The organism is Rhodococcus sp. IEGM 1381 (assembly GCF_030056795.1).
Classification (GTDB): Bacteria; Actinomycetota; Actinomycetes; order Mycobacteriales; family Mycobacteriaceae; genus Rhodococcoides.
Map to the genome: position 1 here is coordinate 62,544 of NZ_JASHKQ010000017.1, position 20,069 is coordinate 82,612.

Annotated in this window: 20 protein-coding genes and 1 riboswitch; of the genes, 8 read left to right on the top strand and 12 right to left on the bottom strand. The window is 63.0% G+C overall.

Going from position 1 to position 20,069, the window contains the following annotated elements; all coding sequences use genetic code 11:
- Nucleotides 1–9: 9 nt before the first annotated feature.
- From QM797_RS23110 to QM797_RS23145, 8 genes are all read right to left on the bottom strand, one after another.
- The gene (locus QM797_RS23110; RefSeq protein ID WP_283277990.1) at nucleotides 10–753 is read right to left on the bottom strand and encodes an ABC transporter permease; all 744 of its coding nucleotides are present in this window, start codon (nucleotides 751–753) and stop codon (nucleotides 10–12) included.
- Nucleotides 750–1,529, bottom strand: a complete 780-nt coding sequence (locus QM797_RS23115) for an ABC transporter ATP-binding protein (RefSeq protein ID WP_283277991.1) — start codon at nucleotides 1,527–1,529, stop codon at nucleotides 750–752. Before QM797_RS23115 ends, QM797_RS23110 begins: the two co-directional genes overlap by 4 nt.
- Nucleotides 1,526–2,461: an ABC transporter permease gene (locus QM797_RS23120; protein ID WP_283277992.1), complete on the bottom strand. Its 936-nt coding sequence runs from the start codon at nucleotides 2,459–2,461 to the stop codon at nucleotides 1,526–1,528. The genes QM797_RS23115 and QM797_RS23120 overlap by 4 nt, the downstream gene beginning before the upstream one ends.
- On the bottom strand, nucleotides 2,458–3,489 hold the full coding sequence (locus tag QM797_RS23125; protein WP_037154594.1) for a TIGR03842 family LLM class F420-dependent oxidoreductase: 1,032 nt from the start codon (nucleotides 3,487–3,489) through the stop codon (nucleotides 2,458–2,460). Before QM797_RS23125 ends, QM797_RS23120 begins: the two co-directional genes overlap by 4 nt.
- 3 nt (nucleotides 3,490–3,492) lie before the next feature.
- Nucleotides 3,493–4,914 (bottom strand): dihydropyrimidinase, encoded by a 1,422-nt coding sequence (gene hydA / locus QM797_RS23130; protein WP_283277993.1) that lies wholly within the window; start codon nucleotides 4,912–4,914, stop codon nucleotides 3,493–3,495.
- A complete protein-coding gene (locus QM797_RS23135; protein ID WP_283278013.1) occupies nucleotides 4,914–5,753 on the bottom strand; it encodes a nitrilase-related carbon-nitrogen hydrolase in 840 nt (279 codons plus the stop codon). Before QM797_RS23135 ends, hydA begins: the two co-directional genes overlap by 1 nt.
- Nucleotides 5,754–5,855: 102 nt before the next feature.
- Nucleotides 5,856–7,364 (bottom strand): ATP-dependent DNA ligase, encoded by a 1,509-nt coding sequence (locus tag QM797_RS23140; protein WP_502942386.1) that lies wholly within the window; start codon nucleotides 7,362–7,364, stop codon nucleotides 5,856–5,858.
- 143 nt (nucleotides 7,365–7,507) lie between these two features.
- The gene (locus QM797_RS23145) at nucleotides 7,508–9,070 is read right to left on the bottom strand and encodes a carboxylesterase/lipase family protein (RefSeq protein ID WP_283277995.1); all 1,563 of its coding nucleotides are present in this window, start codon (nucleotides 9,068–9,070) and stop codon (nucleotides 7,508–7,510) included.
- A gap of 98 nt (nucleotides 9,071–9,168) precedes the next feature.
- On the opposite strand from QM797_RS23145, the gene QM797_RS23150 reads away from it, so the two are divergent.
- The 6 genes from QM797_RS23150 to QM797_RS23175 all read left to right on the top strand — a co-directional run bounded on the left by QM797_RS23150 (nucleotide 9,169) and on the right by QM797_RS23175 (nucleotide 14,763).
- A complete protein-coding gene (locus QM797_RS23150; RefSeq protein WP_283277996.1) occupies nucleotides 9,169–9,810 on the top strand; it encodes a hypothetical protein in 642 nt (213 codons plus the stop codon).
- A 118-nt stretch (nucleotides 9,811–9,928) separates the two neighbouring features.
- Nucleotides 9,929–11,326 carry a sugar porter family MFS transporter gene (locus QM797_RS23155; RefSeq protein WP_283277998.1) on the top strand — a complete coding sequence of 466 codons (1,398 nt, stop codon included), beginning with the start codon at nucleotides 9,929–9,931 and terminating at the stop codon, nucleotides 11,324–11,326.
- Between the two features lie 64 nt (nucleotides 11,327–11,390).
- Nucleotides 11,391–11,490, top strand: a riboswitch (TPP riboswitch).
- Entirely contained in the window at nucleotides 11,484–12,206 is a 723-nt protein-coding gene (locus QM797_RS23160) for a TenA family protein (protein ID WP_283277999.1), read from the top strand. Its footprint overlaps the riboswitch before it by 7 nt.
- Nucleotides 12,203–13,216, top strand: a complete 1,014-nt coding sequence (locus QM797_RS23165) for an ABC transporter substrate-binding protein (RefSeq protein WP_283278000.1) — start codon at nucleotides 12,203–12,205, stop codon at nucleotides 13,214–13,216. The genes QM797_RS23160 and QM797_RS23165 overlap by 4 nt, the downstream gene beginning before the upstream one ends.
- Nucleotides 13,194–14,030 (top strand): ABC transporter permease, encoded by an 837-nt coding sequence (locus QM797_RS23170; RefSeq protein ID WP_283278002.1) that lies wholly within the window; start codon nucleotides 13,194–13,196, stop codon nucleotides 14,028–14,030. The genes QM797_RS23165 and QM797_RS23170 overlap by 23 nt, the downstream gene beginning before the upstream one ends.
- Nucleotides 14,023–14,763, top strand: coding sequence for an ABC transporter ATP-binding protein (locus tag QM797_RS23175; RefSeq protein WP_283278003.1), 741 nt, complete (start codon nucleotides 14,023–14,025; stop codon nucleotides 14,761–14,763). Before QM797_RS23170 ends, QM797_RS23175 begins: the two co-directional genes overlap by 8 nt.
- Nucleotides 14,764–14,795: 32 nt before the next feature.
- On the opposite strand, the gene QM797_RS23180 is transcribed toward QM797_RS23175, so the two are convergent.
- Entirely contained in the window at nucleotides 14,796–16,064 is a 1,269-nt protein-coding gene (locus QM797_RS23180; RefSeq protein WP_283278004.1) for an LCP family protein, read from the bottom strand.
- Nucleotides 16,065–16,084: 20 nt separating this feature from the next.
- Nucleotides 16,085–16,741 carry an FMN-dependent NADH-azoreductase gene (locus QM797_RS23185; protein WP_283278005.1) on the bottom strand — a complete coding sequence of 219 codons (657 nt, stop codon included), beginning with the start codon at nucleotides 16,739–16,741 and terminating at the stop codon, nucleotides 16,085–16,087.
- Between the two features lie 65 nt (nucleotides 16,742–16,806).
- On the opposite strand from QM797_RS23185, the gene QM797_RS23190 reads away from it, so the two are divergent.
- Nucleotides 16,807–17,169: a helix-turn-helix domain-containing protein gene (locus QM797_RS23190; RefSeq protein ID WP_032378942.1), complete on the top strand. Its 363-nt coding sequence runs from the start codon at nucleotides 16,807–16,809 to the stop codon at nucleotides 17,167–17,169.
- 15 nt (nucleotides 17,170–17,184) lie between these two features.
- On the opposite strand, the gene QM797_RS23195 is transcribed toward QM797_RS23190, so the two are convergent.
- Both QM797_RS23195 and QM797_RS23200 read right to left on the bottom strand, forming a co-directional pair.
- The gene (locus QM797_RS23195) at nucleotides 17,185–17,505 is read right to left on the bottom strand and encodes a homoserine dehydrogenase (protein WP_283278007.1); all 321 of its coding nucleotides are present in this window, start codon (nucleotides 17,503–17,505) and stop codon (nucleotides 17,185–17,187) included.
- A gap of 229 nt (nucleotides 17,506–17,734) precedes the next feature.
- The gene (locus QM797_RS23200) at nucleotides 17,735–18,505 is read right to left on the bottom strand and encodes a hypothetical protein (RefSeq protein ID WP_283278008.1); all 771 of its coding nucleotides are present in this window, start codon (nucleotides 18,503–18,505) and stop codon (nucleotides 17,735–17,737) included.
- 186 nt (nucleotides 18,506–18,691) lie between these two features.
- On the opposite strand from QM797_RS23200, the gene QM797_RS23205 reads away from it, so the two are divergent.
- Nucleotides 18,692–18,976 (top strand): GNAT family N-acetyltransferase, encoded by a 285-nt coding sequence (locus QM797_RS23205; RefSeq protein ID WP_283278009.1) that lies wholly within the window; start codon nucleotides 18,692–18,694, stop codon nucleotides 18,974–18,976.
- Nucleotides 18,977–20,069 lie beyond the last annotated feature (1,093 nt).

Below are 20,069 nucleotides of genomic sequence, written 5' to 3' on the forward strand. Positions count from 1 at the left end.
TCAACTCTCCTAGGTACGACGGCGGGACACGAGCTTCTCGAGCAAGAGAACGACCATAAAGAAGAGCAACCCGACTGCGATGGCACCCACGACGTAGGCCCATGCCCGGGGGTAAGCGGTGTTCGCAGCGGCGGAGGTGATCCGCGACCCCAAACCGTTCTGCAGTCCACCGAAGTACTCGCAGATGATGGCAGCAATGACAGCATTCGGAGCAGCAACCCGCAACCCGGTGAAGATGTGTGGCACCGCGGACGGGAGCCGAACGATGCGCGTGAACTGCCAGCCGCCGACCGCGTACGACGTCATCAGGTCCTGATGCACCGGTGATATCTGACGGAGTCCTTTTGCCGCACTGACGAATACCGGGAAGAACACGACGATGGTCACGACGAGGCGGCGTGGTAGATCGGTGGTCGAGGAGAACATCGAGTTGAACACCGGGGCGAGGGCGACGATGGGAACCGCTGCGGCACCCGCCGCCAGCGGAGTGAGAAGTTCGTCGACGATCCTGAGGCGAACGGCCGATATCGCTGCGAGAAGACCGAGGACCGATCCTGCGATCAATCCCACCAACGCATTGGTTCCGGTTGCCACACTTGCCGATCCGATGTTGCCGACGTTACGAGCGAACTGTTCGGCAATCGCACTCGGTGAGGGAAGGAGAAACGACGGTACCCCGGCGACGACGGTCAGCAACTGCCACAACCCGAGCAGGACAACACCGAACACCACCGGCGGCAGCCAGACTTTCATCGGAGATCCGCACCACGGATTATGCGCCCGTGCAGTGCATCCCGAACCGAGGTGATGGCGGCGAAGAAGTCCGCCGATTCACGAGGGTCCCCGTCGGATTCGAAGGTGTCGATCGTGAGCGTGCCCACGATCCTCCCCGGCCGGGGAGACATCACGACCACTCGATCGGACAGATACACCGCTTCGGGAATGGAGTGGGTCACGAACACCACTGCTGCTCTCGACTCCTCGGCTATGCGCAGCAAGTCGTTCTGCATCTTCTCGCGCGTCATCTCGTCGAGTGCGCCGAACGGCTCGTCCATCAGCAACAGTCCCGGCGTTCGGGCCAATGCACGAGCGATCGCCACGCGTTGCTGCATACCGCCGGACAGCTGGCTGGGGAAGCTCTCCGCAAAATCGGTGAGTCCCACGAGCTCGAGCAGTTCGCGTACCCGTTCCGCGCGTTCTCGTTTGGACACCTTGTGCAGCTCCAGCGGCAACGCAACGTTCGACTGCACTGTTCGCCAATCGAGCAGCCCTGCCTGTTGAAATGCGATGCCGTACTTCTGTTCGACGCGAGCTTGCCGCGCCGTCAGACCGAACACCGACACCGCGCCGGAAGTGGGTTGCTCGAGATCTGCGATGACGCGAAGCAGCGTCGACTTGCCGCAGCCGGAAGGGCCGATCAAGGATACGAATTCGCCGGGGGCGATCGACAGCGACACATTGTCCAGCGCTGTCACTCCTCCATCGAACGTCTTACCGACGCTCTCGACGGCAACGGCATGCACGGTCATGAATCCGCCCTTCGCGCAGGAGTACGGCCTGCGTATCGACCAAGAGCGATATCGAGCAGGGCCACCAATCCGGAGACCACGAGTCCGAGCACCGCCGCACCCAGAACAGCTGCGTACAGGCGAGACGCGTCGCCCGTCGCCTGTTGCGAAAACACGATGATCTGCCTGCCGATCCCGCCGGTGGTTCCGGTCGAGATCTCGGCAACGACTGCACCGATCACAGCGGCAGCAGCAGCCAGCCGCAGAGACGGGATCAGGTGCGGCACCGCGGCTGGGAGCCGTAGCCGCAGAAGCGTGGTCCACCATCCGGCCGCGTAACTGTGCATCAGATCCAGGGACGCCCGGTCGGGTGCCCGTAGCCCGCGCAACATCCCCACCGCCACCGGGAAGAACGCGAGATACGACGCGATGACGGTGATGCTCATCCACGGCTGCCAGGCATACCCGCCGATGGCAATCTTCCCGCCCCAGCCGGCGACGAGCGGTGCCAGCGCAATCAGCGGCACCGTCTGCGAGACGATCACGTAGGGCAACACGGACCGCTCCACCCACACGAATCGTTGCATCGCGACGGCCAGCACCAGTCCGACCACCGCCCCCAGAACGAATCCGAGCACCGCAAGACCGAAAGTGAACAGTCCACTCGAGACGATCGCCGCGCCGACACTGCGTGCCCCGGCAACGTTCACCTCCGGCTCGGTCAGCGCCGCCAACACCGACCACACATGCGGCAGAGCGCCGTCGTCGGTGCGCGGCAACACCCGCACACCACCGAAACTCACGCCGTTTTCGGGAACCAGCACTTTCACCAGCTCCCACAACACCAGCAACAGCACGATCGCAGCCACCGCCATGACCGGGCGACGAAGTCCGCGCGCCGAGCGGGCGGGAGTAGGAGCTACCACTGCCGCCTGATCGAGAACACCGGTCACGACGTAGCCGTCACGGACTTGCGGATCTGTGGAATGATGCTCTCTCCGTACGCTTCCAGCGTCGCAGCCTTGGCGTCGTGCTGGAGGTAGACCGAGAACTGGTCGACGCCGAGTGCCTCGAGCTCCTTCAGCTTGGCGATGTGATCGGCCGGGGTGCCGAGCAGGCAGAACCTGTCGATCACCTCGTTCGGAACGAATTCTGCGTGCGAGTTTCCGGCTCGACCGTGCTCGTTGTAGTCGTACCCGGTACGTGCTGCGATGTAGTCGGTGAGCGCCTGTGGAACACCGCCGCCATCGCCGCCGTAGCGCGAGACGATATCGGCGACATGGTTACCGACCATCCCGCCGAACCACCGACATTGGTCGCGGGCATGTTCGAGGCCGGCCTCGGTACCGTCGGTGACGTAGGCGGGAGCTGCCACGCAGATCGAGATCGAATCAGGATCGCGGCCCGCCTGCTCTGCCGCGGCACGCACTCGGCCGATCGTCCAGGCAGCAATATCCGGATCGGCCAACTGCAGGATGAAGCCGTCCGCTACCTGCCCGGTGAGCTCGAGGGCTTTGGGTCCGTACGCCGCCACCCACACCTCCAGCCTCGAGTGCTCTGCCCACGGGAACTGCACTGTCGTCTCACCGACCCGGGCACTACGCCCGTTCGCAAGACTGCCGATCACCTCGATCGACTCTCGCAGCGCAGCAAGCGTTGTCGGCTTGCCGCCGAGAGCGCGGACTGCGGAATCGCCACGACCGATGCCGCACACCGTGCGATTGCCGAACATGTCGTTGAGCGTCGCGAATGTCGATGCCGTCACCGTCCAATCGCGCGTCGCCGGATTGGTAACCATCGGGCCCACGGTCACGCGCCTCGTCGCGGCCAGAATCTGGCTGTAGATGACGTACGGCTCCTGCCACAGCAAGTGCGAATCGAAAGTCCATACGTGCGAAAACCCATGTGTCTCGGCCTGCCTGGCCAGATCGATCACACGGGACGCCGGCGGATTGCACTGCAGCACTACCCCGATGTCCATGGCTCAGATCAGATTCTGCGACAGGTCGCGGCGGACGAAGCGGCCGTGTCCCGCAGTGCCGGAATAGGATCCGCCATCGACGACGATTCGCCCGCGAGAGATCACAGTGTCCACGTGGCCGTCGATCTCGAAACCCTCGTACGCGGAGTAGTCCATGTTCATGTGGTGGGTCTTCTCGACTCCGATGCTGGTATGCCCGTTCGGATCGTAGATCACGATGTCGGCATCGGCTCCGGGGCTGATGACGCCCTTCTTCGGGTACATGCCGAACATCCGGGCCGGGGTGGTGCAACAGACGTCCACCCACTTCTCCAGGGTGATCTTCCCGCTCTTCACACCCTGGAACATCAAATCGATCCGATGCTCCACCGACCCGATTCCGTTGGGAATCTTGGAAAAATCGCCGATGCCCATCTCCTTCTGGTCCTTCATACAGAACGGGCAGTGGTCGGTACTGACGGTTGCCACGTCGCCGGTGCGCAGGTAGCGCCACAGTTCGTCCTGATGCCCCTCGGCCCGCGACCGCAGAGGCGTCGAGCAGACCCACTTGGCCCCCTCGAAACCCGGCGCACCGAGCTGTTCTTCCAGCGACAGATAGAGGTACTGCGGACACGTCTCGGCAAACACGTTCTGCCCGTTGCCCCGAGCCTGCGCAATCTGCTCGAGTGCCTGCTTGGCCGATACGTGCACGACATACAGCGGCGCGCCGGTGACGTCGGCCAGCATGATGGCTCGGTGCGTCGCCTCTTCCTCGAGCTGCCACGGCCGCGACGTGCCGTGGAAGTACGGAGCGGTGTCTCCGCGGGCGATCGACTGCGCCACGAGGACGTCGATGGCAATGCCGTTCTCCGCGTGCATCATCAGCAATGCACCCGTTTCGGCCGCAGACTGCATGGCGCGCAATATCTTGCCGTCGTCGGAGTAGAACACACCCGGGTATGCCATGAAGAGCTTGAAGCTGGTGACACCCTCGGAGACCAACTCGCTCATCGCTTTCAGGGAATCGTCGGTGACGTCGCCGATGATCTGATGAAACCCGTAGTCGACGGCGCACTTCCCCGCCGCTTTCTCGTGCCACTGCGCCAGAGTGTCCTGTACGCGCTGGCCGGGAGTCTGAATCGCGAAGTCCACGATGGTCGTCGTACCACCCCAGGCCGCTGCGCGCGTTCCGGTTTCGAAGGTGTCGGATGCGAACGTGCCACCGAACGGCATCTCCATGTGGGTGTGTCCGTCGACGCCACCCGGAATCACGTACTTGCCGGTGGCGTCGATGACGACGTCTGCCGAGGTCTTCAGGTCCGCGGCCAGTGACACCGAGCCCGGTGCCAGCACTGCGACAATGGCCTCACCGTCGATGAGGACATCCAATTCGTGTGCGCCGGTAGTGGATACCACGGTTCCACCGTGCACGAAGGTGGTGGCCATCAGGGTTGCACCAGTGGGCCGTAGGCGTCGGGTCTGCGGTCACGATAGAAGGCCCATCGGTCGCGCACCACCTTGATCAAGTCCATGTCCAGGTCTCGAACGATGATCTCGGGTTCAGAATCCGACGCTACCTCGCCGACGAATTTGCCCTCGGGGTCCACGAAGTAACTTGTTCCGTAGAAATCGTCATCACCGTATTCGGATTCGATTCCGACCCGGTTGATCGCGCCCACGTAGTACTCGTTCGCGACGGCCGAAGCGGGTTGCTCGAGCTTCCACAGGTAGTTCGACAGGCCGCGCGAGGTAGCCGAGGGATTGAAGACGATCTCGGCACCGGCAAGGCCCAACGCCCGCCAACCTTCGGGAAAGTGCCTGTCGTAGCAGATGTACACACCGATTCGGCCGACCGCGGTGTCGAACACCGGCCACCCCAGGTTTCCGGGTCGGAAGTAGAACTTCTCCCAGAATCCGTTGACATGGGGAATATGGTGCTTTCGATACTTGCCGAGATAGGTGCCGTCGGCGTCGACCACGGCGGCGGTGTTGTAGAGAAGGCCGGGCTGCTCTTGCTCGTACACCGGCAGAATCATCACGATGCCGAGCTCTTTCGCCAATGCGGCGAAACGGTCGACGGTGGGCCCGGGTACCGATTCGGCGTATTCGTAGAATTTCGCATCCTGCAATTGGCAGAAGTACGGGCCGTAGAAAAGTTCTTGGAAACAGACGACTTTCGCGCCCTGCTCGGCGGCGGACCGAGCAAACCCCTCGTGTGCCGCGATCATCGATTCTTTGTCACCGGTCCATGCGCTCTGGACCAGTGCAGCTCGAACTGTGGACATCATTGGCACTCCATCTCTCGCTGGCTTGCACCCTCAAGATATTTTGCGCCGTGTTACGGGATCGTTCGTCCGGTTTCGTATGTATTAATCGTCCGGAGGTACTCAGGAGTTCGGCAGCAGCGCGCGCACAGCGTCGATGGTGTCGGCGGTGGCAAGGTCCTTGTCGGGTCGGTACCGCAGCACGCGTGCGAATCGCAGAGCAACGCCGCCTGGATAGCGCGGGCTGACCTGCACGCCGTCGAGCTCGATTTCGACGATCAACTCAGGACGTAGATAGACGGTGTGCTGATCTCGCTCGCGTTCGTGCTTCGGGAACTCCTCCGTCTGCCATTGCAACAGCACGTCGGTCAGCCCCTTGAACGTCTTACCGACCATGATCGGCTCCCCGCCGTCGGGGTCGCGAGCTCCGAGATGCAGGTTGGACAGGTAGCCCGTGCGGCGGCCGTATCCCCACTCGGCTCCGAGGACGACAAGGTCGAGGGTGTGCTCGGGTTTGACCTTCTGCCAGCTCTTTCCGCGTCGCCCGGCGGCGTAGGGCGCACCGAGATCTTTGAGCATGACGCCCTCGTGTCCGGCGTCGAGCGCAGCGTCGAAGTGAGCCGCTGCTTCGTCCGCATCGGGCCGAACGGCACTGGGAATTCGGTGCCCCGGTGCCACTCGTTCGAGTGCAGTCAGCCGCTGCTCGAGGGGCACATCGAGCAGATCCGTGCCATCCAGGTGCAGACAGTCGAAGAAGTAGGGCTGCAGCAGAAGCTCGTGAGCGCTCTCGGCGCCGAACCGGCTCATCGTTTCCTGGAACGGTCGCGGCCGCCCACCGTCGTCGAGTGCGAGGGTCTCTCCGTCGAGTACCACCGAGTCGCACGGCAGAGCGAGTACGAGTTCCACCAACTCGGGCACGCTCGCAGTGATGTCTCGCAAGGTCCGCGTATAGATGCTCACGTCGGTTCCGGAACGGTGCACCTGAATACGAGCGCCGTCCAGCTTGTATTCGACGGTGACGTCGCCGTCCAGTTGCTCCCACGCCGCGCGAAGAGATTCTGCGGGCGAGGCCAGCATCGGGCGGACCGGGCGTCCCACCTCGAGCCGGAACGCGTCGAGCGCCTCGACGCCACCGGTGATCGCGGCAACCGCGGTGGCAGACAAACGCCCCGAGAGCATGAATGCGCGGCGCACTGGGGCCTGTGGAAGGTTCGTGGCGGCAGCGACCGCGTCGACCATGATTCCCTCGAGCGCGCCCTGACGAAGTTCACCGGTGACGAGCCTGATCAGGAACTGACGCTCCTCCGCGGTGCAGCGCGAGAACAGGTCCGTCAACAGCGCTACTCGCCGCGCAGCCGATCCCGCACCCGACGTCGATGCGACCGCGGAGATCGCGTCGTCGACCTCGGTGACCGTCAATGTCGAGACCTCAGCGGAGGTGACGTCGAGATCGGCCAGAGTGCGCCACCCGACTCCTATTCGACCCTGCCGCAACTCCCCCGACAGCCACGACACAGCAGGTTCGATGTCACCGGTCTCCGCCTCGGCGAGCAGCGCGCTCAGCTGCTCGATCTTGACCTTGCGCGAGCGCGTCGCGGCCACGGCACGGGAGGCTTCGACGATCCTGAACATCAACACTCATCGAACATAGCGGCAGCTACCGTCAGGTTGCTGACATCCGATTGTTACCGGTGAGACTCCTGCGGCTGGTGTTCTTGCTGTTACGTTCGATTCATGTCAGCAACGTCCGTGCGACAGAACGCATGAGCGACTTGTCAGCTGAAACCGAGAACACGGTCGCCCCAGGCAGCGCGCATGTCGCCGTCGGGGTCCTCGACAAGGGCGTCGGACGTGTCGATCACCAACGTCCAACGCGTTTTTTCGGTGTACGGAGCCCAATGCTTGGACGCGTCGAGCGCAGCGGGTACGCCGTACCGCGCGAAAGCGAGCCACCGTCTCTGCATTCGCGCCGCCACCGCCATCGCCGGTTTACGGCCACCGAGCCAGAACGTGGGGTCTCGGTTCAGCGTCCCGAAATTGCCGAAGACGTACGGCAGTTCGGTTGCATGTCCGGCTCCCACGCGAGCCGCCTTGAGCATCGGCGTCGCGTGATCGAATCGGTACATCCATGTGGGCGAGTGCCTGCTGTGCGCGTCGGCGATCCACATGCTCGGCATGACGAATCCCGCATCACGCGACATAGCTTGTGCGCCGGCCGGTTTGTCCCTGTCCGGGTACGCCGCCATGATTTCGGCGACGCGATAAGCGGGCAGATCGGCGTGATCGTGCGCAATGGCCCGGAACATCTCCGAGACAGTGTCGGAGGTGATCGGCATCAGCGGGGACTTCATGAATCGGAAGATCGACGGCTCGTCGTGATTGGTGCCGATGATCAGTGGGATCTTGTGCGAGAGACCCTTCTGGAACGCCGCCACCGGGTAGCGCGGAACGATGTCTCCATCCACGACCGGCGAAAGACCCAGCGTTCCAGGAACTCTCGTGGGAATTTCGTAGCAGAGCGTGTCTCCCGCAGTGACCAGCCTGCTGAAATGCATGTCGAACAACTCGCCGATGTCCCCCGGATCGACACCTACCAATTCCAGGAACCTCGACGCCACTGCGGCACCTCGATCGGGTCCGTACACCGACGTCGCGGGAGCACTCTGCACGATCGCTTGCTGGAACAGGCCCTCGGCCTTCGGCGACGTCATCAACGTGGTGACCGATGCGCCCCCGGAGGATTCACCGAACAGGGTGACTCGATCGGGATCGCCACCGAACGCGGCGATGCATTCGCGTACCCATTCGAGTGCTGCGATCTGGTCTCGCAGTCCGAGATTGGTCTCGAACGTGTGCTCGTCGGTGGAGAACGACGACAGGTCGAGGAACCCGAAGGCACCGAGGCGGAAGTTGACAGTCACCACCACCACGTCGCCGTTCTCACTCAGGTTCCGCCCGTCGTACACCCGCTGAGCGGACGATCCGAGCGAGTACGCACCGCCGTGGATCCACACGAGTACCGGACGTTGCTCTCCATCGGGCCGCGGGGCCCACACGTTGAGCGTGAGGCAGTCCTCGGAGATCGACAGCGACGGATCGATCGGCACCGGACTGTCGCGGCCCTGTGGTGCCATCGCGCCGAACTCGAGACCGTCCAGCACTCCGGACCACGGCTGCAACGGCCGCGGCGATCCGAACCTGAGCTTCCCCACCGGCGGTGTCGCGTAGGGAATACCCCTCCACGCCACGATCGGCGATGCGTCGGCGGCAACCGGATAGCCGAGGACGTCTCCATAAGGCGTGCTCACGCACACGGTGGAGCCGGACGCGTTGCCCATCGAGCCTCCTGTTCGGTCGCTGCCCAACGTACCAACATCACCCCTGGGCTCGGCGACGCCACGTTCGGTGTCGACGCCCCCGAGCGAAGGAATCGACGTTGAAAAGAATCGCATGTGCCGCAGCGGCAGTCGTGGCGGTCGGCCTACTGGCCGCCTGTGGTTCCGGTGGAGGCGACGCACCGATGGCGACGATCGTCACCGACCGTCCCACCCCGATCACCGCGCTTCCGGCCACGCCCCGCAGTACGCCGTCATCCTCACCTGTGTCCACGACTCCGCCGACGTCCACCACGGCAACGCCGACGAGTTCGGCAGCGGCTCAGGCCAATTCGAACGACTACGCAGGCAAAGCACCTGGCTGGTACTACTTTTCGAGCCCCAGCGGAAAGTTCGAGTGCGGTATCGCCGTGCTGAACACCTCGATCGCCGGTTGTCACGGTTCGCTCCCCGATTCGGCACCGAAGGTTCCCGGAAGCGGCGCTTCGGAGGCGGCCGTCAAACCCAATGCCGTGCAGTTGATCGCTGGATCACCGGCGAAGTTCGAGAGCCTCGGCGATCCCAAGTTCCATCGTTTCGACGGCCCCGCGGCGGCACTGCCGTACGGCGAGGTGCTCACCGTCCCCGGCAGCGGATCCACCAACGGCCTACAGTGCAGCGTCGACGAGCAGTCCGGGGTCACCTGCACCGATCAGGTCGGCCATGGCTTCACCGTCTCGGCCGAGGATTTCGACCTTCGCTGACGGTGTCGTTCGTGCGGCGAATTACCAGGCGTAATGTCCGGGGACGGTACGACAATCCCTGCCGTACGGTCTCCCCAGCGGCCGACGCCCGTGCGCGCGGCCAGAAGGTGCGTCACTCATGAATCAGACCTCGGACCACCACACAGCAAAGGTCATCGGCGTCAGCGTCGCCGCAGCTGTGGGCGGCTTCCTGTTCGGCTTCGACAGCTCGGTCATCAACGGAGCCGTCGACTCGATCGAAGATCACTTCTCCCTCGGCTCGTTCACCACCGGCTTCGTGGTGGCGATCGCCCTGATCGGATGCGCGGTGGGTGCCTGGTTCGCCGGCAGCCTCGCAGACCGTTGGGGACGCAAGAGAGTGATGCTGCTGGGTTCGGCCTTGTTCACCATCTCCTCGGTCGGTTCGGCATTCGCCTTCAGCGTTCCCGATCTCATGCTCTGGCGAGTACTCGGCGGACTCGGCATCGGCATCGCGTCGGTGATCGCGCCGGCTTACATCGCCGAGATCGCCCCGGCCAAGTGGCGCGGCTCCCTGGCCTCGCTCCAGCAATTGGCCATCACCATCGGCATTTTCGCCGCCCTTCTGTCCGACGCCCTCCTCGCCGGTGCTGCCGATGGTGCCTCGAACGACCTGTGGTTCGGCGTCGAAGCATGGCGCTGGATGTTCCTGGTCGGCGTCGTGCCGGCCCTTGTGTACGGGCTGTTGGCAACTCTGATTCCGGAATCCCCGCGCTACCTGGTGGGTCAGCACCTCGATGAGGAAGCCGCCCGAGTCCTCGCCGAGATCACCGGTGAACTGCATCCCGACGAGCGCGTACACGAGATCAGGCTGACGCTGCGCAAGGAATCGCGTTCCTCGTTCGCCGACATCCGCGGGCCGAAGTTCGGCCTGCAACCGATTGTCTGGGTAGGCATCACGATGGCCGTGCTGCAGCAGCTGGTCGGTATCAACGCGATCTTCTACTACTCGACGACGCTGTGGCGCTCGGTCGGCTTCAGTGAGGACCAGTCGTTCACGACGTCGGTCATCACCGCGGTGATCAACGTGGTCATGACGTTCGTGGCGATCCTGTTCGTCGACCGCATCGGCAGGCGCAAGCTGCTGTTGGCGGGTTCGATCGGCATGTTCGTCGGGCTCGTCATGGCGTCCGTGGCCTTCTCGCAGTCGATCGGCAGCGGTGACGACATCACGCTGCCCGCTCCGTGGGGTGCCATCGCATTGATCGGTGCCAACCTGTTCGTCATCTTCTTCGCGTCGACCTGGGGTCCGATCATGTGGGTGATGCTCGGTGAGATGTTCCCCAACCGCATGCGAGCCATGGCGCTCGGAATCGGCACCGCAGCCAACTGGGTCGCCAATTTCGCTGTGACGCTTGCATTCCCGCCATTGACGTCATCGGTGGGACTGTGGGTCATCTACGCCGGCTTCGCATTGTTCGCCGCCTTGTCGTTCTTCTTCGTCAAGGCCAAGATCACGGAGACCAAGGGGATGGAGCTAGAAGACATGCTGGGGTGAGCTGAGGACCGCAGGTACAGGGGCGGCGGCATCGACACCTGGTGACCGGTGTTACTGTCGCTTTCGTTCTGACACGGGGTGTGTCCGCCGATGCGGATGCTGAGATCAAACCCGCTGAACCTGATGCAGGTAATACTGACGAAGGGATGTCAAGGCGATGACGCCTGTTGTATCTGCGGACCCGGTCCGCTTCACCGACCTCTTGTGGGATGCCTCCGAGAATGTTCGACGCGCAATCGACGACCTGGAGTTTCTCCGACTACTCGGGGCGGGGACGCTTCCGCTCGACGCGTTCCGGCGGTATCTCGAGCAGGATTCGCTCTACCTGAGTGGGTACGTGAAGTCGCTGTCCTTGTTGGCGGCACGTGCGCCGACCCCGATCGCCGGAGCATTCTGGGCGAGCGCCGCCGCGAGCGCCATGGACGAGGCGTCGTCGCACAAGGCCATGCTGACCGGGGGTTCTCTCCCCTCGTCGACGGCTACGCCGGAGCCTTCACCTGCTTGCCTGGGCTACATGTCCTATCTGACCGCGACGGCGGCAACCGAGCCGTATCCCGTGGCGGCCGCGGCGGTGCTGCCGTGTTTCTGGATCTACGCCGATGTCGGCCGCTCACTCGCCGAAGCAGCGAAGACGGTTCTCGATCACGATCCCGATCACCCCTATGCGCGATGGGTGGCTGCCTACGACGCACCCGAATTTCATGCCATCGTCGACGCTGCAAAGACTTTCGTGGACGACGCCGCTGCGGCCGCGACGCTCGATCAGCGCGAGCAGATGATCGACGCCTTCGTCGTCGCGTCGAGATACGAACTGATGTTCTGGGACAGCGCTTTACATCCCACTCCGTGGCCCCTGGCCGAGAGTGCGGTGTACGCATGAGAATCACTCGAATCTTCGCCACGCTTGCAGCGGCGGTCGTGGCGACCACCGGACTGGCAGGATGCTCGGAATCGACCGATCCCGACACCATTCGGTTCGCCCTCGACTGGACCCCGAACACCAATCACACCGGCCTCTACGTTGCTCTGCAAGAAGGTTACTTCGCCGACGCCGGCTTGAACGTAGAAGTTCTGCCCTACAACAACACTGCAGCGGACACCCTCGTCGATGCCGGAAACGCCGAGTTCGGCATCAGCACACAGAGTTCGGGGGTGTTCGCCACCTCCGCGGGCGCACAGACCGTATCCGTTCTCGCACCGCTTCAGCATTGGGCGACCGGCATCGGAGTTCGCGCGGATCGAGACGACATCCCGAGCCCGAAGGCACTCGACGGCAAGGTCTATGCCGGCTTCGGCGAATCCGGCGAGCAGGCCGGACTCCAGCAGGTCATCAAGAACGACGGTGGCACAGGCGAATACGAGACCGTCGTCCTGGGAACGTCGGCCTACGAGGCGGTGTATTCGGGTACCGCCGACTTCACCGTCTCCTACTTCGCATGGGAGGGCATCGAAGCCGAACACAGCGGAACCCCGATGAAGTACTTCGATTACACCGACTACGGATTTCCCGACGCATATGCCCTCACCATCAGTGGCAACGAACCCTGGCTCGCTGCCCACCCGGACGAGGCGAAGAAGTTCGTCCAGGCCCTGCAACGCGGGTACCAACTCGCTGCCGACGATCCCGACAGAGCTGCCCAGGATCTGATCGACGCCAACCCCGGAACCTTCACCGACGAGTCGCTCGTTTTCGAGAGCCAGGAAATGCTCGCGGCGAAGTACATGAAGGATGGCTCCGGCGAGGTCGGAAGACAGAGCCTCGACAAATGGACGGCGTACTCGAAGTTCCTGTACGAGAGCGGCGTACTGGCCGATCAGAACGGTGCCCCTCTGACGACCGAGCCGGACTGGTCGACCTACTTCACCAATGACTATCTCGGCGATCGATAAGCCGGCCACCGCAGAGCGAGACACGTTCTCGTTCAGCGGAATCCGAGCCTCGGTCCGCTGGGCATGGCCCGCGGTCACCGTCGTCGCCGCGCTGATAGCCGTCTGGCAGGTCTACGTCCAGATCAGCGGAATCCGCCCACAGGTGCTGCCATCGCCCGGTCGCGTAGTCGTACAAGGTTGGGCGCAACGTGATGCGATCGCCGAGAACGCGGCTGCGACTCTGCAGGTGACAATCGTCGGTTTCGCGGTCTCTTCGGTCCTCGCCTGGCTCCTGGCCGTTGCGGTGGATTTCTCGCCGTGGCTCCGGCGCGCGTTCGTGCCGCTCTTCGTCGTGTCGCAGACACTGCCGATCATTGCGATCGCACCGTTGCTGATCATCTGGTTCGGCTTCGGTCTGCTGCCCAAGGTTTTGGTGATCGCTCTGGCCACGTTCTTCCCGATGGCGATCGGGCTCATCGAGGGCTTCGCAGCAGCCGATCGCGATGCGCGATCTCTTCTCGCCAGCATGGGAGCCTCACGCTGGCAACAGTTTCGATACGTACGGCTACCGTCCGCTCTCCCTCGGTTCTTCACCTCACTGCGCATCGGGATCACCTACGCCGTCGTCGGGGCGATCTTCGCCGAATACGCCGGAGCCAGTGCAGGGCTCGGCATCTACATGAGCCAACAGAAGAACTCGTTCCGAACCGATCTGGTCCTTGCCGCAGTCGCGGTCACGGCCATGATCAGTGTGATCCTCTTCGTCTCTACATTCGTGATGGAGCGATTGGTTGTCCCGTGGGCACGCCAAGGTTCGGCGGGACCACATGTCTGACCCCACCACTTCGGACAACTGCATCGACGTTCGCGAACTGACCAAATCGTTCGGCGACAAGCTTGTGCTCGACGGCGTTTCGTTCGGTGTCCAGCCCGGTGAGTTCGTCTCGATCATCGGACCGAGTGGATCCGGCAAGAGCACGGTGTTCAACATGCTGGCCGCGCTCGACCGACCCGATTCCGGCACTGTCGACGTACCTCCGTGTGCCTACATGCCGCAGAAGGATCTTCTGTTTCCCTGGCGGTCCGTGCTGGACAACACGACTCTCGGACTCGAAGTGCAGGGGGTCGCAAAGAAAGAAGCGCGGGCGCGGGCGCGGGAACTGTTCCCGGTGTTCGGCCTCGACGGATACGAGTCGGCCAGGCCGTCCGAGCTCTCCGGCGGCATGCGCCAGCGAGCGGCGCTACTGCGCACAGTGGTGCAGGGTCGGTCGGTGCTGCTGCTCGACGAGCCGTTCGGAGCGCTGGACTCGTTGACCCGCAGCGACATGCAGGCCTGGTTGCAACAGGTCTGGTCGGAGTTTCGATGGACGGTGCTGATGATCACGCACGACATCCGCGAGGCGGTCTACCTCTCCGATCGTGTCGTCGTCCTCTCCCCCAGGCCGGCCCATGTTCGACGTCAGGTCGAGGTGCCCCTGCCCCGCCCACGCGGACTCGACATCGTGACGACACCTCAGTTCGCTGCGGTCGAGAAACAGCTGATGGATGTTCTGCTGAGCGCGCCGTGACCTGCCCGGCGGGTGTTCAGTCGACGCAGGGCTCAGTCGACGCAAGGAATGCCGCCGTCGCTGTGGACGCCTTGGTCGGGTGCCACGGGTAGATCCGGATCCGGTGCAGGGACCTCGACCGGCGGCGCACTGGTCGGCGTGGGTACCGCTGTGATCGACGGTGCGGGCAGCGGTGCATTGCCGATCAACTGCGCGGTCTCGGCCCTGATGGCGTCGACGTCGACGAGATTGACGTCCTGACCGTCGATCGTGTCGTAGCCCATGATCGGCAGCGTGTAGAAGTCGATGTCGCCTTGCATGACTGCACCGGCCTGCCCGGCGAGCGTCATCGGATCCAACGACGCATCGATGACGATGTCGTTCTTGGTTCCCGCCACCAGCGCTCGTAGTTCACCGATGTTCGCGAGAACACCGGAGGAGCTGAGCTTGGCCATCACCCCGGCAACAAAAGCCTGCTGCCGTTTGGTTCGATCGAGATCACCGTTGTCGAGGCCGTGACGTTGCCGTACGAAGGACAGCGCCTGCGAGGCGCTCAGCTCTTGAGCGCCGGCTGGAAAGTTCGCCCCCGAATAACTGTCGTCGACTGGATTGTTCAAGCACACCTGGATGGGGCCGACGGCCGTCGCCACGTCGTAGAAGCCCAGGAGGTTCACTTCGGCAAAATGGTCGATCGGCACGTCGAGCAGGTCACGAACCGCAGTCAACGTCGATCGCCGGCCCGCCTCTCTCGCTCGCCGTTCACGCTCGGCCGGATCGGTGACGCCCTCGTCGAGCAACTCCGTATCGGCGTCGGCCTTGGCAAGGCCGTACGCCTCCTTGATCTTTCGCTTGCCGTACCCGGGTACGTCGACGTAGTCGTCACGAGGTATAGACAACGCGGTCGCACGTCCACCATCGGCCGGAAGATGAACCAGCAACAGCGTATTGGTGTTGTAGCCGCCGACATCGCTGTCTCCCGCGTGCAGTTCATCGGTGACGAACTCGGCGGGCAGGTCGTTTCCGTCCATGTCCTTGCGACTGTCGAGGCCGATCAGCAGGATGTTGGTGTCCTGGCCATTGCCGCTCGGATCGTTGTTCGCGATACCGTCGAGAGCGTCGGAGGTGGTCAGTCCGGTGGTCGCCTCTCGGTAGATCGCGAATCCGATGCCGCTCACCGCAACCGAGGCAACCGCAGCAGTGGCAACGACGACCCGTCCGATCCGAAGCGCGAGGCCACGATGACGCGACGCTGTGTGGATACGATGCCGACCCGATCCGCGGTTGCCGCGGGTGGTGTCGTTGCCTGGGCCGTTCGGTAGCACCTCGCCAGGCTACTCGGGTCTCACCTGCGCAATGCCCCGCCCAATTGCAGAGCAAGTTCATCGATGGCGGCATACGCGGCCTCGAGATTGGCTTGCGCCTGCGGAATCCGGGGTGCCAGCGCCGGCACCCGTGCGGCAAGCGTCAGATCGATCGGGACGAAGTGGACGTCCATCCCGAGCGCGACCCCGAGGACCTGCCGCAACTGGGCCGTAGTGTGGTCGGCCGACGCACCGTCGGTACCGGGGGTGTAGTCGTTGCCGCGGCTGGTCACCACAACTGCAGGTTTGCCGACGAGGGGTGCCGTATCGCCGTCGAACGGGACGGTGATTCCGGGAACGTGCACGTAGTCGATCCACGCCTTCAACGTCGACGGGATCGACCAGTTGTACATCGGTGCGCCGACGAGCACAACGTCCGCCGAGATCAGTTCTTCGATCAGTTCGATCTGCAGCGCCTCGGCGGATGCCTCCACATTTTCGTCGGCAGTGCGCAAGTGGGGTGCCCAGTGCAGCGCAGAAGTGGGGAGGTGCGGCAGCGGATTCAAGTGCAGGTCTCGATGGATCACGGAGTGGTCGGTGCCGATCGAATGCCAGCCGTCCGAGAAGCGGGACGTCACCTGACGGCTGATCGAACGAACCATGTCGGCGGACGAATCGAGATGCAACAACTGCGGCACTGAGACACTCCTTGCGAGTCGGGTGCCTCGACCCTATGCGTACTGTCCACTTCTATCCTGGTCGAATGGACTTCCGATTCGTCATGCCCGCTCTCGCCTCGCGCTCGGCCACACAACTCGCGGCAGTCGTACACAAGCGGACCGGCACGGACGTCGATGTCAGAATCGGAGATTCGGCGGTGCCACTCGACGACGCGGCACGCGGTGCTGTGCTCGAACTCCTCACCCAGCTGGCCACCGGCCGAGCAGTGGCAATCGGAACGGTGGACGAGCTACTCACGACCTCGCAGGCTGCGGCGGTACTCGGGGTCTCCGACACCTATGTCAGACGGTTGGCCGATGCGGGCGATCTACCTATCGAGATGCGTGGAACCCATCGACGATTCAGGCTCGAAGATCTACTGCGGCAGCGCGATCGGTTCCGGTGACATCGCCGTGAATCGTTACCCGGCCTCACGCTCGATGTGCTCGGACTGGACGGTCATCAGATCACGAAACGCCTGCCCGGCGGCCATCCACAGTTGTTCGGAGTCGATGTAGTCGACTCCGCGGATCTCGACGTCACCCAGGTACGCACCGACGTCCACCGACAACATTCCGATGACGGAAGACACATCGGCGTCGAGGTACGCGGATTGAATATTCTGCAGATCGCGAAACTGGGCCGAGAAGAACTCGGCCGGGATTCTCCGATCGACGAATTGCGCGATGAGGAACACGAAACGAGACGCGTGGGCTGAGCCTGACCGGTAGGAATGCTCCATGGTGAAACCTCTCCCCACGGTCGACAGCACCCCTCGCACTGTCGACCGTTGAGCTCGCTGATACTCGAACTTCGATGTACGAACGAACTCTCGAACATCGATTCGACCCAGTGGCTAAAACAGGGAGCTCGTCCTACCAGCGCTACGTTAATCCGACCCTTGGCCCGTTTATGGCTGATAGAACAATTTGGTGAGGAATCACAACAAAGCCTGTCCGGCCTGCCGTTCTTTACTGAAACGATCCCAGCGGAGCGCGATCGGGAGTGTCCAGTTGCCAGAACTGCCAACCGTCGCGCTCTTCGACATCCCCGCTGATATGGGTGGCGACGGCACTCGCGGCGACCGACGGGTTGTCGAACCGTCGACCCTCCATCGGTCCGGCAGTGATCTCCAGTCGTTGAGTCTCGGGGTCGTAGCGGCCGCTCAGCCGGTAGCCCTCGCAATCGGCAACGACTCGCACACGGTTGTCGACAACTTCTTCCTCCACGGCAGCCTTGGCCGACTTGCGGGGCACCTTCACCCGTGGGGTACGAACCCATGTCTGCTCGGGACCGACATCGAGCGTGGTGTCCAACGTGGAGCTCAGCCCCAACAAGTCCCACCGCTCACTGCCATGCGCCACCCGGTCCACCGCGATTGCGTGATGCCCAGTTCTGGTGCGGAGAGGCGAATCCTGAACCCACAGATCGACTTCTCCGCGAATATCGGTAGCCATCTCTTCCGAGGACACCATGTAGAAGCGCGGCTCTTCGTTCGCAAGGTCGACGAACACCCAATACGACGATCCGGTGTCGTCGCTCTCGAGTGACTCGTCTTGCCTTCGAGCCTTCCAGTCCCCGGTCACCTTCGATCGCACTCGAACGATGCACGAGGACTTCCCGTCCATCGACCAGACCTGCACGGGGTTACGGCGAGACGTAGTCAGCCGCTCCGCGCGTCCGCCGCGCTGCGCGACGGTTCGAATGAATGCCTTGATTCCCCGGTCGGATGTGTCTTCCACGGATTGCCACCTTCAGCCTCGAGAGCGCCCCGTACTTATGAAGAGCGGTGTTGCGACGGGTGGCGCTTGCACGACTCGGTTTACCTCACCCTACTGCTTCGACCCACGCTCGAGTAACCGCCGAAGACCCCGTCGGACGGGTGCCGGTTACCGTGAGCAGAGCGAACTCGGCCAGGAGGTACCACCATGCAGGTGAAGATCACCCATGACAGTGCGGACAACCGGTTCGAGATCCACGTCGACTCTCAGCTGGCCGGCTACTCGGACTACATCGAATCCGACGGCGTCAGAACCTTCCATCACACCGTCACGCTTCCTCGATTTCGTGGCCGAGGACTCGCAGCCACACTCACCGAGCACGCACTCGACGACACCAGCACGCAGGGACTCCGGGTGGTCCCTGCGTGCTGGTTCGTTCGCGACTTCATCGCGGCGGCGGGCGATCGCTATTCCGATCTGGTCGAGCAATGAGCCTCAGCTCATGGACGACGACGTCCCGATGCGGAAGTTGGACTCGGACGTCGGACTATCACTGTCGTTGGATACCCCATCGTCGACAACCCCAACTTCTTGCGAGTTTCTTTCGCTAGCAGGCTGTTTCGCTGCCCTTTCTGCCGAGACCCGAAGCCGTTCGTAGTTCCGGACACCACGCTCGACGCGTTGTCGATGTTCGTTCAAGATCTGTTCGTAGTGGTACATCTGTTCTCCTACAACAAGTATGGATGCCGAAGACAGCGATGTGCTGCGCGGCGAGGAACTCGAAGGGTGCCACATCACCTTCGGACCGAAGCTCTACTCAGAGAGCATGATTGGCAATAACCGTAAACCGAGCGCAGACGACTCGTCGGCTTGCGTACTTCGATTCTGCTGCCATTGTCCACCTCCACGGTCTCTGCGATGTGCCTGTGCCTTGATCATGCACGGCCTGACCCGCGAACTCCAACGAATTAATTCATCCAAGAGCGAGGACGGGGGTGTGGCCTCGAATTTGATTGCACGATAGATGATTTCGAGTGGAACTACAGGTCCGGGTGCACTCAGCCCTACGATCGATGCTGACAGCGTGCGATCGGAGCACTGGAGGCTTCGACGCTGGTGAACGCACAGCCGTCGGATTCAACGTGTGTAAGCGGTCGCAACTGCATTTGCGCATGCGTGTCAGGTGAGCGGTCGGGGTGCGACAGTGCGTGCGGCCGGCGAATGCGCGACGTTCGTGGGGTGCGGAATCCCGACGCCGTCAGCGGTGCGGACCGAAGCGGTGTCTGTCGTGTGTGCAGACGCGTGCGGCGGTGTACAGAACGCCCAGGGAACGACCGGTTGATCTCCGCGCTGCGTATGGCAAATGCGAGCGCGCTTGTCAGATGCGCGGAGATTGGTCAGCGGTCGGGGTACGAATACGCGAGCGTATGGCGAATGCGCGCGCGTTCGCCATGTACGCGGAGGACTGCTGCTTCCGGAGTCGATTGCCGCGGTGTTCGCTGATACGAACCCGAGTGTGCGCGGGTGTGCTTGTGGGGGTGGTGGTTTCGAAATGCAGAATGCCCCGACCGTGAAGGTCGGGGCA